13 protein-coding genes are annotated in these 12,533 nt (G+C 41.9%); 12 read left to right on the top strand and 1 reads right to left on the bottom strand.

Annotation, left to right across the window (positions count from 1 at the left end):
* Positions 1 to 132: 132 nt before the first annotated feature.
* The 9 genes from AAZR19_RS05180 to AAZR19_RS05220 all read left to right on the top strand — a co-directional run bounded on the left by AAZR19_RS05180 (position 133) and on the right by AAZR19_RS05220 (position 7,224).
* Complete coding sequence (locus AAZR19_RS05180; protein ID WP_041106983.1) at positions 133 to 1,296, top strand: acyl-CoA dehydrogenase family protein; 1,164 nt, start codon at positions 133 to 135, stop codon at positions 1,294 to 1,296.
* 124 nt (positions 1,297 to 1,420) lie between these two features.
* The gene (gene blaBPU / locus AAZR19_RS05185; protein ID WP_434702487.1) at positions 1,421 to 2,209 is read left to right on the top strand and encodes a BPU family class D beta-lactamase; all 789 of its coding nucleotides are present in this window, start codon (positions 1,421 to 1,423) and stop codon (positions 2,207 to 2,209) included.
* Positions 2,210 to 2,318: 109 nt separating this feature from the next.
* Positions 2,319 to 2,654 carry a hypothetical protein gene (locus AAZR19_RS05190; RefSeq protein ID WP_434702489.1) on the top strand — a complete coding sequence of 112 codons (336 nt, stop codon included), beginning with the start codon at positions 2,319 to 2,321 and terminating at the stop codon, positions 2,652 to 2,654.
* Between the two features lie 374 nt (positions 2,655 to 3,028).
* Positions 3,029 to 3,376 carry a YxiJ family protein gene (locus AAZR19_RS05195; protein WP_434702491.1) on the top strand — a complete coding sequence of 116 codons (348 nt, stop codon included), beginning with the start codon at positions 3,029 to 3,031 and terminating at the stop codon, positions 3,374 to 3,376.
* A gap of 247 nt (positions 3,377 to 3,623) precedes the next feature.
* The gene (locus tag AAZR19_RS05200) at positions 3,624 to 4,493 is read left to right on the top strand and encodes an alpha/beta hydrolase (RefSeq protein ID WP_434702493.1); all 870 of its coding nucleotides are present in this window, start codon (positions 3,624 to 3,626) and stop codon (positions 4,491 to 4,493) included.
* A 75-nt stretch (positions 4,494 to 4,568) separates the two neighbouring features.
* Positions 4,569 to 4,925 (top strand): winged helix-turn-helix transcriptional regulator, encoded by a 357-nt coding sequence (locus AAZR19_RS05205; protein WP_041106977.1) that lies wholly within the window; start codon positions 4,569 to 4,571, stop codon positions 4,923 to 4,925.
* Positions 4,926 to 5,173: 248 nt separating this feature from the next.
* A complete protein-coding gene (gene hxlA, locus AAZR19_RS05210; RefSeq protein WP_024427914.1) occupies positions 5,174 to 5,806 on the top strand; it encodes a 3-hexulose-6-phosphate synthase in 633 nt (210 codons plus the stop codon).
* Positions 5,803 to 6,360 carry a 6-phospho-3-hexuloisomerase gene (gene hxlB, locus AAZR19_RS05215; RefSeq protein ID WP_434702496.1) on the top strand — a complete coding sequence of 186 codons (558 nt, stop codon included), beginning with the start codon at positions 5,803 to 5,805 and terminating at the stop codon, positions 6,358 to 6,360. Before hxlA ends, hxlB begins: the two co-directional genes overlap by 4 nt.
* A gap of 138 nt (positions 6,361 to 6,498) precedes the next feature.
* Entirely contained in the window at positions 6,499 to 7,224 is a 726-nt protein-coding gene (locus AAZR19_RS05220) for a DsbA family oxidoreductase (protein ID WP_262090086.1), read from the top strand.
* Positions 7,225 to 7,369: 145 nt separating this feature from the next.
* Here AAZR19_RS05220 and AAZR19_RS05225 read toward each other — a convergent pair whose 3' ends face one another.
* Positions 7,370 to 8,458 carry a substrate-binding domain-containing protein gene (locus AAZR19_RS05225; RefSeq protein WP_434702498.1) on the bottom strand — a complete coding sequence of 363 codons (1,089 nt, stop codon included), beginning with the start codon at positions 8,456 to 8,458 and terminating at the stop codon, positions 7,370 to 7,372.
* A gap of 272 nt (positions 8,459 to 8,730) precedes the next feature.
* Between AAZR19_RS05225 and AAZR19_RS05230 the strand changes: the two genes are divergently transcribed.
* From AAZR19_RS05230 to araA, 3 genes are read left to right on the top strand one after another with little or no spacing between them, the layout of a single operon-like run.
* A complete protein-coding gene (locus tag AAZR19_RS05230) occupies positions 8,731 to 10,356 on the top strand; it encodes a xylulokinase (protein ID WP_434702500.1) in 1,626 nt (541 codons plus the stop codon).
* Entirely contained in the window at positions 10,350 to 11,054 is a 705-nt protein-coding gene (locus AAZR19_RS05235; RefSeq protein WP_034280028.1) for an L-ribulose-5-phosphate 4-epimerase, read from the top strand. The genes AAZR19_RS05230 and AAZR19_RS05235 overlap by 7 nt, the downstream gene beginning before the upstream one ends.
* 17 nt (positions 11,055 to 11,071) lie before the next feature.
* On the top strand, positions 11,072 to 12,493 hold the full coding sequence (araA, locus tag AAZR19_RS05240) for an L-arabinose isomerase (RefSeq protein ID WP_262090091.1): 1,422 nt from the start codon (positions 11,072 to 11,074) through the stop codon (positions 12,491 to 12,493).
* The last annotated feature ends 40 nt before the right edge of the window (positions 12,494 to 12,533 follow it).

A 12,533-nucleotide genomic window follows, 5' to 3' on the forward strand; every position in this document is an offset into this window, starting at 1 on the left:
TTCCTTTGACAGATGTACTTAATATTGATAAAATTTAACACATTAAATCCTATAAGTAAAGTGTGTTTTATTCATTCCGATTGGAAAAATGAGATATCATAGATTGTGAGAAACAGAGGAGTTGGATACGTTTTGTCTAAAGCATTATTTGTCGATACCGATTTTCAAAAAACATGGCTTAATCAGCTGGAATCTCTTCGTGAAACGATCGAACAAAACGCAAAAAAACATGATGAAGGCGCTTATTTTCCTAAACAGAATATCGAATCATTAGTAAACATGGGATATACAGCCCTGTCTCTTCCCGCTGAATATGGAGGCGGAGGTCAATCTGTAACGGATATGGTTCTATTTCAAGAAACGCTTGGCAGCATGGACGGAGCGACTGCCTTATCGATTGGCTGGCACCAAGGAGTTGTTGGTGAAATTTATGAAAAGAAACTATGGAATGAGAAGCAGCTGCAATTCTTTGCGGAAGAAGTGAAGAAGGGCGCCCTTGTCAACCGCGCTGTCAGTGAGGCGCAGACAGGCAGTCCAACAAGAGGCGGCAAGCCTGGGACAACAGCGATGAAATCAGGTGATCGCTGGGTGATCAATGGACGTAAAATTTTCACTACGATGTCACCAGCTCTCACATACTTTTTAGTCGGCGTATGGATTGAAGAAAAAGAGGCGATGGGATTCTTCTTAATTCACCGTGATACAGAAGGTGTTTCTATAGAAGAAACATGGGATGTTGTTGGCATGAGAGGAACAGAAAGCCATGATTTAATCTTAGATCAAGTTGTGGTTTCAGATGACATGCTTGTTGAAGTGCAAAAAGGACCTCGGGGCGGTACGTTAAACCCTTGGATCGCCCATATTCCTTCCTGTTATTTGGGGATTGCGCAAGCGGCAAGAGATTATGCAGTTCAGTATGCCATCACACATTCACCTAACAGTATCAGCGGAACGATTAGCGAACTGCCAAATGTCCAAACACTGATTGGCGAAATTGATTTACTATTAAAGCAAGCACGCCACGTCATTTATTCAACGACAACATTGTATGAAAAGCCTGAGAAAAGAGAACTGTTAATCAATGAATTCGGTGCTGTGAAGCATACAGTCGTTAATCATAGTCTGCAAGTGGTTGATAAAGCCATGCGTTTAGTCGGTGCAAAAAGCTTGAGCCTAGGCTGTCCGCTGCAGCGTTACTATCGAGATATTCGTGCTGGGCTCCATAACCCGCCAATGGATGATATGACGATTTCAAAAATCGCGAGGCAGGCCATAGAAGAGAAAAAAGAAAGCTAATATGATCAGAAAGCCGGATGAAACCGGCTTTTTTTATTTGGTAGAAAAGAGGACAAGCGTACCTTATGTCTCATCACTCAGGCATGCTACAATCGATACAAATCATAGGAAAAGGAGCGGTTTTTTGAAGAAAAAGCATATGAAATGGCTGTTTTCCACCATCATACTAATGGCACTTTGTATCGGCCAGCCTTCATCAAGTGAGGGAACATCACCAGCGTGGTCAGTAGATGAATTCATGAAAGACCGGGAAGGCACATTTGTCATCCAAGAAGTAAAAGAAAAATCGCCATGGGTGTATAACAAAAAAAGAGCGAACAAGCGCTTTGCCCCACAATCAACATTTAAAGTGGCCAATGCCCTCATCGGACTCCAAACAGGCGCAGTAAGAGATGAATATGACATCAAATATTGGGACGGAGTAAAAAGAGAAATTGATAACTGGAATAAGGATCATACACTGGGCTCTGGCATGAGAGATTCAGTCGTCTGGTACTATCAAGCCATGGCACGTGACATCGGAGAAGAACGCATGAGCCATTGGGTGAAAGCCATTCATTATGGGAACGAAGACATATCAGGCGGAATCGATCAATTTTGGTTAAGCAGTTCGTTACGAATTTCTCCAGTAGAACAAGTCCATTTCCTCAAACAGCTATATGAAGAAAGTCTTCCATTTGACCTGTCTGTCATGAGAACCGTCAAACGAATGATGATCCAAAAAGAAGAGAAACACGCCACCCTATACGGAAAAACAGGCTCCGGCTCAGGCATCGGCTGGTACGCAGGCTTCATCAAACATGAAAACAAAACCTACATTTTCGCCACAAATATCGAAGGCACCGGGCTAGAAGCAAAAGAAATCACCTATCGTATTTTGAAAAAATATCATTTGATTGAAGCATCCGTTTAGGATGCTTTTTTATATATAAAAGGTGATATTTTGATAAGATGATGATATATGGGTTAGTTTTAGAGAAAGAATGGAAAACACATGAGTGTGATAGAAAGGGGGCTTTTGCTTGAATCAGTATGAGCACTTATTTGTTCGCTCAGAAAAAGAATTCAGGATCTATCAGAATCTAGTGGATCATGTATTTGATCAAAATAAAAGGCTGCCACAACAAGTCTTCCGTAAGAATTTTGATTGTTTTTTGTTTCAAGAGTTTGAGTGGGCATTAAGTGATGATATTTTACCTACAATCAAGGATTTATTAAATTCAACAAGTGATAGAGAATTTTTGACCGCAGTCCTTAAGCCAGATCCAGTTGATTACTATTTTAAGGAGTTTGGTTATTACAATTGGCTGAAAGCGAGTGTGAACATTTCAGGCGCGGATTATGTAAATGCACTATGAACGCATCCAAAAGGTTCTATAGCGGATAATATAATTACGAACTCGAACATTGTGGTTTGATTATCTCATTCTTTGCAGTGGGCGATTCTAGCAGATAGAGATTTGGAAATTTGTATAATAGGTATGGTATCAAAAAAAGATTGTCCCCAAAATATTTTATTAGAAGAAGGATGGAAACCACTGGATCATCCTGATTTAGCAAATTGGTTAGAACTGTTATTGAAGGATCAAAAAACATTCAATGAATATTTCAGTCAATTGCTATCAAATTATTCGTAATGTTACTTGTGGTTTAAATTGGGAAGTATCAATTACGAATGATAGACAAAGAAATGATTATCAGTAATGTCTATATATAAAAAGAGCATAAGGACATGAACATCAGCCAAGATAAAACAGCATTAATCAATGATTTGAAGCAGCGCTATCAATATTGTGTTCATTCAGATTACCCTGAAGAGATCCTATCTTTTAAGGAGGAAACTGGTATGTGGTCCGATGATTTTTATGAATTTTTCACTCTTGTGACAGGCAGCTTAAGTTATGTGATCGATCATAAACGAATTCCAAAAAAACAGTTAAACATGCTGCGTCAGTCATTTGAAGAGCAATACCCTCAAATCAAATCATTTCAACACGTCCTTGAATCGTATCCTTTATTACATTCCTATGTCCAGTACCATGAAGAAACAAGAAAACGAATCATTGCATTTATACAATAACCTCTTGGAGGATAAGCTATGACATTGGTTTTTAGATGAAAAAATCCAGAATCTAATTCCCGATTTCGATGTCAACCCTCTAGAGCAAATCAATGAATTTCACCACTTTAAGGGGTATAATGAATATTACGACTTGATCACTTGTATTGCTCTGGCACATCCCATATGAATCTAGTATCAAATAAATCGTGCTAGTTATCTACATATCTGCTACTCATGCTTCCCCATCCCAACATAGAAAGGTGCAATGACATTGAATCGAACCATGAAATGGCTCTTATTTGCGGCGGTCATCGCTGGTTTATTGGTATGCGCATTCTTTGTGTTCCGTTTCAACCAGCCTAAGCCGACTACTAATATCCATTATGCAGACACACAAAACAAACACCAAACACTCGATATGTACATGCCAAAGGGCAAAGATGAAGACAAAAAGAAAAAGCATCCTGTGATGATCTATCTCCATGGCGGCGGCTGGACAGGCGGCGATAAGAATAGAGTCGCTTCAAAGGCTGATTATTTTACAGGTCAAGGGTATGTGTTTGTTTCGATGAATTACAGGCTTCACCCTGATGCTAACTACGAGCAGATGGCAGATGATACGGCAAACGCCATTAAATGGGTGAAGGATCATGCGGATGAATATCAAATTGATTCATCAAAAATCAATGTCATGGGTCACTCAGCGGGCGGTCATTTGACTGCATTGGTTGCCACAGATTCGACTTACTTAAAACGTGTGGGGCTGTCGCCAAAAGCGATCAATTCCATCGTGATTTTAGATGGGCCGTTAAACCTCAATCAATTTATACAAGCCATCCCATCGTACAAAAAAGTCTTTGGCAAACAAGAGAAGAACTGGACAAAGGCATCACCTGTCACTTATATGAATCAAGCGAATGTACCGCCTGTCTATTTGGTGACGGGCTGGGAAAATCCTGAGGTGTACCGATTTGCAGAAAAACTAAATCATGATAAAGGCTCTCGGTTTGTTTTTCGGGTTCATACGCTAAGCCATAGTGACCTGAACAAATGGTTTGGATCAGACAGAGTGCCAAAAGAAGCACAAAAAATGACAGAGGCTGTGATGGCTTTTGTTAAAAAACAAAATCAATAACGAAGACCATATGTTCGACAATCCATTTTGTTGCAGTTATGATGAAAACTAAGTGGTTTGTTATTAAAGGAGTGTATGTCGTTGTCATCACGAATGGAAAATAAAGTGTTCAACTGCGAAAAGGAGCTGACGCTGAATATTATCGGCGGTAAGTGGAAAATGCTGATTTTATGGCATCTGGGCAGAGAAGGGACAAAACGTTTTGGTGAGTTAAAGTCGTTAATGCCAGGGATTACGCAAAGAATGCTTGTCAATCAGCTAAGAGAATTAGAGGAAGATCATATTGTGCACCGGGAGGTTTACCCTGTCGTCCCGCCAAAGGTTGAGTATTCTCTCACAGAACTAGGAGAAAGCTTAATGCCGATTTTAGAGGCGATGTATGATTGGGGAAAAGAGTATCTCGACAGCAATTTTTTAAAGGACGATAAATAGTCATATCACCGATTGTAGACAAAGGGCTAAAATTACTTTATTTTAGCCCTTTGTCTTCTTTTCAATCACACTGAGATACTGCCCAAAAGACAGTATCTTTTTTGTAACCATATGCGAAAAAGTATAGTATGTAAAAAAAAAGTGCGTACTTGGATTGCGTCCATCCTGTTGTTATACTCATTTCATCGTTCAAGATGCATCAACCGCGGAGCTCTTGAAGATGAAATGAAAAACGGGAGTGAAAGTTGATGAAATTACAATTAGCATTAGATTTAGTGAATATACCAGAGGCGATTGAGCTGATCAAAGAAGTAGAAGCATCCATTGATGTGGTCGAAATCGGGACACCTGTTGTAATTAACGAAGGGCTTCGTGCTGTAAAAGAAGTCAAGCAGGCTTTTCCGAATTTACGTGTACTCGCTGATCTGAAAATTATGGATGCTGCCGGCTATGAAGTGCAGCAGGCATCCGAAGCTGGAGCAGATATCGTCACCATTCTTGCAGCGGCAGAAGATATGTCCATTCAGGGAGCGGTGAAAGAAGCGAAAGCAAGAGGAAAACAAATTCTAGTTGATATGATTGGTATCAAAGATATTGAAGCCCGTGCAAAAGAGCTGGATGCGCTCGGGGTCGATTATATTTGTGTGCATACAGGCTATGATCTGCAAGCGGTTGGTCAAAACTCATTTGCTGACCTTATGACGATTAAACAAGTTGTCAAACAGGCGAAAACAGCGATTGCAGGAGGAATTAAGCTTGATACGTTACCTGAAGTCGTGAAATTAAACCCTGATTTAATCATTGTCGGCGGCGGTATCGCAAGTCAGGACAATAAAGCAGAAGTGGCTGCACAAATGAAGCAGCTGATCGCACAATCATGAAGACCAGCGACTATGTGAAAGTCATTTTAAATGAACTTTCTGAGCATTCGTCAGCCATTCAAGACGAACAAGCAGAGCATCTGGTTACAAGTATTTTATCCGCACAAAAAGTCTTTGTGGCAGGTGCAGGCAGGTCTGGCTTGATGGGAAAATCGTTTGCGATGAGACTTACGCATATTGGAGTCAAGGCATATGTAATTGGAGAAACGAATACGCCTTCCTTTACAGAAGAGGATCTTTTGATTGTCGGGAGCGGATCTGGCCGTACAGAGTCTTTGCTTGTCCTTGCAAAAAAGGCAAAAGCAATTGGCGGAAAAGTGGCAGCGTTCACCCTTTCTGCTGAGTCACCTTTAGCTGATCTATCGGATGAAGTCATCTTATTGTCAGGTGCACCGAAGGATCAACAGGAAGGAAACCATCATACCATTCAGCCAATGGGCTCACTATTTGAGCAGTCGCTTCTTTTGACATACGATGCGGTTATTTTACGGTTAATGGAAATAAAAGAGCTCGACACACATAAAATGTACGGTCACCATGCAAATTTAGAGTAGATATTTTCAAAGCCTTTCCTTTCTTAGAAGGAGAGGCTTTTTCATTTATCAAGATCAGAATCTTGACATCATCTATTTGATGTAACTATAATTGTTACATCGTTAAAGAAAAAGTGCAATCACGGAAGGAAGATGAACATGAAAGTACAAATTTGGTCAGATATCGCCTGTCCTTTTTGTTATATAGGAAAAAAACAGCTGGAAACAGCGCTAGAACAATTTCCAGAGAAGGAGCAGGTAGAGATAGAGTTTAAAAGCTTTGAGCTTGATCCACATGCACCTACTCAGGTCGATTATGATGTCCATGATATGCTCGTCAAAAAATATGGCATGAGCCGCAGCCAGGCCATGGCGATGAATGACCAAGTGAAGCAGGCCGGCAAAGAGAAAGGAATCGATTTTCAATTCGATCCGCTCGTGTTGACCAACACCTTTGATGCCCATCGATTGGCGCAATATGCTGGTCAAATGGGGAAAGGCGATTTCGTTATGGGAGAGCTGTTTCAAGCATATTTTACAGATGGAAAGCATGTTGGTGATCGTCAAACCCTTTTACAAATTGCAGAAAAAGCAGGTCTTGATGAAAAGGAAGTACAGCAAGTTTTGGGTGGCGAAGCATTTGCCGATCATGTCCGAAAAGATGAACAAGAAGCGAGACAGCTTGGTATCAATGCTGTTCCGTTTTTCTTGATCAATGACAAGTATTCAGTTGCAGGTGCGCAGCCAGCCGATACGTTCCTGCGCGCACTTGAAACAGCTTGGAAAGAGGAAGCAGCTCAGGCAGAGAAAACTCCTGACAATGCGTTTGAAGCGGCATGTGCAGATGGCGTATGTGCGGTGCCTTCCCCTAAAGAAGAGGCGTAATAGATATGTTCCCTATCTTTTTATAAGATGGGGATTTTTTATTGTTTAAGGATGAGGGGAAACACATGTCTTTCATTTCAGCGATCCGACCCATTCACGCCTTATGCTGGAATCTAAAATAAAATGAGCCACTTGGAGTAGGGGCTCATTTTATTCGTTTGATCGTTTCACCTGGAACCAACTCAGGCTCGTAAAACGTTTGATCAGGGAGATTCTTTTTTCCTTGTACTTTTTTAATCATCCAGTCTGCTGCATCTCGGCCCATTTGCTCCTGAGGATGGGTCAGTGTTGTCAGCTTCACATGGGCATTTTTCTGGGCGATATACGAATTATCCTGTCCAATAATCGAGAGATCATCTGGAATGGACAGCCCGATTTCGCTGCATACATTGACTACTTCTAAACCCACCTCATCGTTATAGCAAACAAGGGCCGTCAGCTCATGCTGGTGCGCCATCAGGAATGTGTGAATTTGCTCCCCCAAATGCTGCTTCGATTCTGTATCGAAAAAGAGCACATGCTCAGGCAGGAAATTAAGCTTAGCTTCACCTAGCGCTTGAATATAGCCCTTCATCCGATATTTTCCTTGTAAATCATCTGTTTTTGAAATAAGTCCAATTTGTTGATGGCCCGAGGTGATCAGCTCTTTTGTGGCTAAATAGCTGGATTTTACATCATCTAAACAGAGAAAAGGAACCTCTAACTGCTCATAATAGGCATTGATCATAATGAGCGGTACATCCTGTTCTTTAAACGATAAATAGTACGAGATATTTGGATTATATAAATTGCTTTTCGTCGGCTCGACAATAAGTCCGTCCACACCAAACGACAGCATCATTTCCAGCGCTTTTTTCTCCTGCTCAACATCGTTATTTGTACTTGCCAGTAACAAGGAATAGTTCTCTTCGTTTAAACGGCTTTCAATGCCTCGAATGATAGAGGGAAAAATGTAATCGGATATGTATGTTGTAATGACCCCAATCGTTTTCATATGTGCATGTCCCGCAGGTTTTGTTTGATATTGATTGGTCACAAATGTGCCTGAACCTTTTTCGCTGCGCAAAAATCCTTCGCTGGACAATTCCAAAATGGCTTTTCGAACTGTATGTCTGCTTACTTGATACATGTCTTGCAGGCTTGATTCGGTTGGAATACGCTCCCCGATCCGATAATCACCTGTGAGTATTTTGCTTTTTATATCATCAATAATGATCTGGTACTTCTTTTTCATCGTTTCACTTCTTTCTCAGTTGATCATCTACTCGGATTGAGAAGAAATTGTATGGACATATTTTAACATGGTTGTCGGATCAAAAACAGACGCTTTCCTTTTCTGTCATGACCCCTTCAGAAAAATGAAGGTTTTTGTCACATTGTGTATGTACAACTATATTTATTATTGACATATGTACGTACAAATATTATATTGTGATTGTACCAGAGAATCAATGAATCTCGAAAAAGAAAATTGAAACCGCTATCAAAAATGGGGGTGAACGTAGAGTGGATCACAAAGAGACGGCCAAAGCCTTGAAAGAAGGACGGACATCTTTAGGCATTGAATTTGGTTCAACACGAATTAAAGCGATTTTAATAGATGAGGAATTTCAGCCAATTGCACAAGGTGCATATGAATGGGAAAGTTTTCTCCAGGATGGAATATGGACGTACAACTTAATTGATATCATTACAGGTCTGCAAGTGGCGTATCGAGAGATGAAAGAACAGGCCGAGCAAAAGTATGGTGTGACCATTCAAACGATAGGCTCAATCGGGGTATCAGCGATGATGCATGGCTATGTAGCATGTGATCATACAGGAGAGGTTCTCGTTCCGTTCCGAACATGGCGGAACGGAACGACCATCGAGGCGAGTCAAAAGCTGACAGACGTATTTCAATTTCATATTCCAGAAAGATGGAGCATTGCCCATTTGTATCAAGCGGTATTAGAAGATGAAAAACATCTATCCCGATTAGAATATATGACCACTTTGTCTGGATATATTCACTGGCTGTTAACCGGTAAGCAGGCCATTGGTATTGGCGATGCGTCAGGGATGTTTCCGATTGATGAACAAACGAAGGACTACAATGAAGAAATGCTCCAGCAATTTGAAGCATTGATTGCAGAAAAAGGCTATCCGTGGAAGCTTCGCCACCTTCTGCCGCGTGTCTATTTAGCAGGCGAAGAAGCTGGCGTGTTAACGGCAGCAGGGGCAGCCATTTTGGATCAAGGAAAACATTTGCAGCCAGGCATTCCATTTTGCCCGCCGGAAGGTGACGCTGGAACGGGCATGGTTGCGACAAACAGTGTAGAAAGACGGACCGGGAATATTTCTGTTGGGACGTCGGTTTTTGCCATGATTGTGCTGGAGCAGGATCTAAAAGGTGTGTATCCAGAAGTGGATATGGTTACGACGCCGGATGGACTGCCAGTTGCGATGGTTCATGCGAATAACTGTACAAGTGACCTAAACGCTTGGATGAATATATTTAGAGAGGCATTTGAAGCACTAGGCATGCAAGTAGAGTCAGAAAGGTTATACGGAGCGTTATTGCAGCAAGCTTTAGAAGCAGATCGAGATGGCGGCGGACTCTTAAGCTATGGCTATTACTCTGGTGAAAATATTACGAGACTGCCAGAAGGAAGACCTCTTTTTGTCAGGTCTCCTGAAAGCCGCTTTAACCTCGCTAATTTCATGCGAACCCATTTGTTCTCCGCTTTTGGTGCAATGAAAATAGGCATGGACCGGTTAAAGGAACAGGAACATGTAGTGATTGACCGCTTACTAGGGCATGGGGGATTATTTAAAACACCGCTCGTTGGACAAAAAATGGTTGCCGCAGCGCTAAATACACCTGTATCTGTCGTTTCAACAGCGGGAGAAGGCGGTGCGTTTGGGATGGCTGTCCTTGCTTCATATATGGTCCATCATCAGCAGCAAACATTGGCTGAATTTCTCACCCATCGCGTATTTGCCCATACATCAGAAGAGCTCATGGAGCCCGACCCACTCGATGTCAAAGGCTTTAATGAATTTTTAAAGCGCTATCAAAATGGGCTTGCGATTGAAGAAGCGGCGGTAGCGCATCTCATGCCAAAGAAAGGAGTGACGACGGTATGCTAGATCGCTTAAAAGAAGAAGTGTATCAAGCGAATTTAGATTTGCCAAAATACGGACTTGTGAAATTTACATGGGGCAATGTCAGTGCATGTGATCGTGACAGTGGTTTGTTTGTGATTAAGCCGAGCGGCATAGCGTATGACCAACTATCAGCAAAAGATATGGTCGTGGTGAACTTTGATGGTGAAGTGGTGGAAGGAGAATTGAGTCCTTCGTCAGATACAGCTACACATGCAGTTCTTTACAAACACTTTGAGGAAATTGGCGGCATTTCACATAGCCATTCCATGTGGGCAACCGTCTGGGCGCAGGCAGGTCTTGATTTACCAGCAATGGGCACAACACATGCCGATACATTTTACGGCGCCGTTCCGTGCGCTCGTTTTCTCACAGAAGAAGAAGTCAATCGGGGTTATGAGGTAGAAACGGGCAAGCTGATCATCGAAACGTTTGAGAAAAGAAACCTAGATGTGATGGCGGTGCCGGGTGTATTGCTTCAAGGTCATGGTCCATTTACATGGGGGAAGGATGCTAAAAGTGCGGTCACAAACAGTGTGATTTTAGATGAAGTCGCCAAGATGAATCTTTTTGCCAAGCAATTGAACGAATTTGCTGAGCCATTGCCGCAGCGAATTTTAGATAAACATTACTTAAGAAAACATGGAAAGCATGCGTATTACGGACAAAAACCTTCAAGATAAAGAAAAGAGGGATATCTATGTTAACAAGCCTGAAAAAAGAGTTTTGGTTTATCGTTGGGTCACAACATTTATATGGTGATGAAGCACTGCAAAAAGTAAAAGCAGATGCACAAAAGATGACGGATGCTTTAAATGAGAGCGGTTTACTTCCTTATCCAGTGATCTTGCAGGAACTGGCTGTCAGTGCCGATCAAATCACAAAGCTTATGAAAGAGGTCAATTATCGCGATGAAGTTGTCGGTGTGATGACGTGGATGCATACTTTTTCTCCAGCAAAAATGTGGATACGCGGCACCAGTCTTTTGCAAAAGCCTCTTTTGCATCTTGTTACACAATATTATGAAAAGATTCCGTGGGACACGATCGACATGGACTATATGAATCTCCATCAATCCGCACATGGAGACAGAGAATATGGCTATATCAATGCACGTTTAAATAAACAAAACCAAATTGTGACCGGTCATTGGTCTAAGCCGGAAGTGCAGCAGCAAATTGCTGATTGGATGGACGTTGCGGCTGCCTATCATGAGAGCTTTCACATCAAAGTAGCCCGGTTTGGTGACAACATGCGGCATGTGGCTGTGACAGAAGGCGATAAAATCGAAGCGCAGATTCAATTAGGATGGACCGTTGACTACTTTGGAATAGGCGATCTCGTCGAATATGTAAATGCAGTAGAAGACGAAGAGGTAGATGCATTATTTGCTGAGTATTTAACGCAATATGATGTGAATTATGGAACGTATTCAGTTGAAGAGTGGGAAAAAAGTGTCAAGGTGCAGGCGCGATATGAGATCGCCATCAAACGTTTCTTAGATGAAGGCGGCTATAATGCCTTTACAACAAACTTTGAAGACTTACATGGGATGAAGCAGCTGCCTGGACTTGCGGTACAGCGGCTGATGGCAAAGGGATACGGCTTTGCTGGGGAAGGTGATTGGAAAACGGCTGCACTGGACCGCTTATTAAAGGTGATGAGTCATCATCAATCCACTGGATTTATGGAGGACTACACGTATGAAATGACGTCTGGAGAGGAAGCAGTGCTGCAATCTCATATGCTGGAAGTAGATCCAGCGCTCGCCCATACAAAACCTGTCATTGTCGTGTCTCCACTTGGGATCGGAAACCGGGAAGATCCAGCGCGTCTTGTGTTCGATGGAAAAGCAGGCGATGGTGTCGTTGTCTCCATAGCAGATTTTGGAACTCATTTCAAATGGCTGATACAAGAAGTCGAAGCCTTTGAGCCAAAGGAAGCAGCACCTCATTTACCAGTTGCGCGTGTATTGTGGAAAATCAAACCGAATTTTCAGGATGGCGTCAAAGCATGGATTAAAGAAGGCGGGGGGCATCATACAGTCGTGTCTCTCAATTTAACGGTTGATCAAATTGTTCATTTTGCAAAGCTTGTCGATGCAGAATATGTGGTTTTATAGAATGGGGAAAGGTCTTCTACTGGTTACAACAGTAGAAGCA

Source organism: Bacillus sp. Je.9.29.b (assembly GCF_051129925.1).
In the GTDB taxonomy this organism is placed as follows: Bacteria; Bacillota; Bacilli; order Bacillales; family Bacillaceae; genus Bacillus; species Bacillus safensis.

What these genes read in the sequence shown, in the direction of transcription:
- AAZR19_RS05195 (WP_434702491.1), top strand. Translation starts at nt 3,029, where the DNA reads ATGAACATCAGCCAAGATAAAACAGCATTAATCAATGATTTGAAGCAG.
- hxlA (WP_024427914.1), top strand. Translation starts at nt 5,174, where the DNA reads ATGAAATTACAATTAGCATTAGATTTAGTGAATATACCAGAGGCGATT.
- AAZR19_RS05225 (WP_434702498.1), bottom strand. Translation starts at nt 8,458, where the DNA reads ATGAAAAAGAAGTACCAGATCATTATTGATGATATAAAAAGCAAAATA.
- AAZR19_RS05220 (WP_262090086.1), top strand. Translation starts at nt 6,499, where the DNA reads ATGAAAGTACAAATTTGGTCAGATATCGCCTGTCCTTTTTGTTATATA.
- AAZR19_RS05205 (WP_041106977.1), top strand. Translation starts at nt 4,569, where the DNA reads ATGTCGTTGTCATCACGAATGGAAAATAAAGTGTTCAACTGCGAAAAG.
- AAZR19_RS05200 (WP_434702493.1), top strand. Translation starts at nt 3,624, where the DNA reads ATGACATTGAATCGAACCATGAAATGGCTCTTATTTGCGGCGGTCATC.
- araA (WP_262090091.1), top strand. Translation starts at nt 11,072, where the DNA reads ATGTTAACAAGCCTGAAAAAAGAGTTTTGGTTTATCGTTGGGTCACAA.
- AAZR19_RS05235 (WP_034280028.1), top strand. Translation starts at nt 10,350, where the DNA reads ATGCTAGATCGCTTAAAAGAAGAAGTGTATCAAGCGAATTTAGATTTG.
- hxlB (WP_434702496.1), top strand. Translation starts at nt 5,803, where the DNA reads ATGAAGACCAGCGACTATGTGAAAGTCATTTTAAATGAACTTTCTGAG.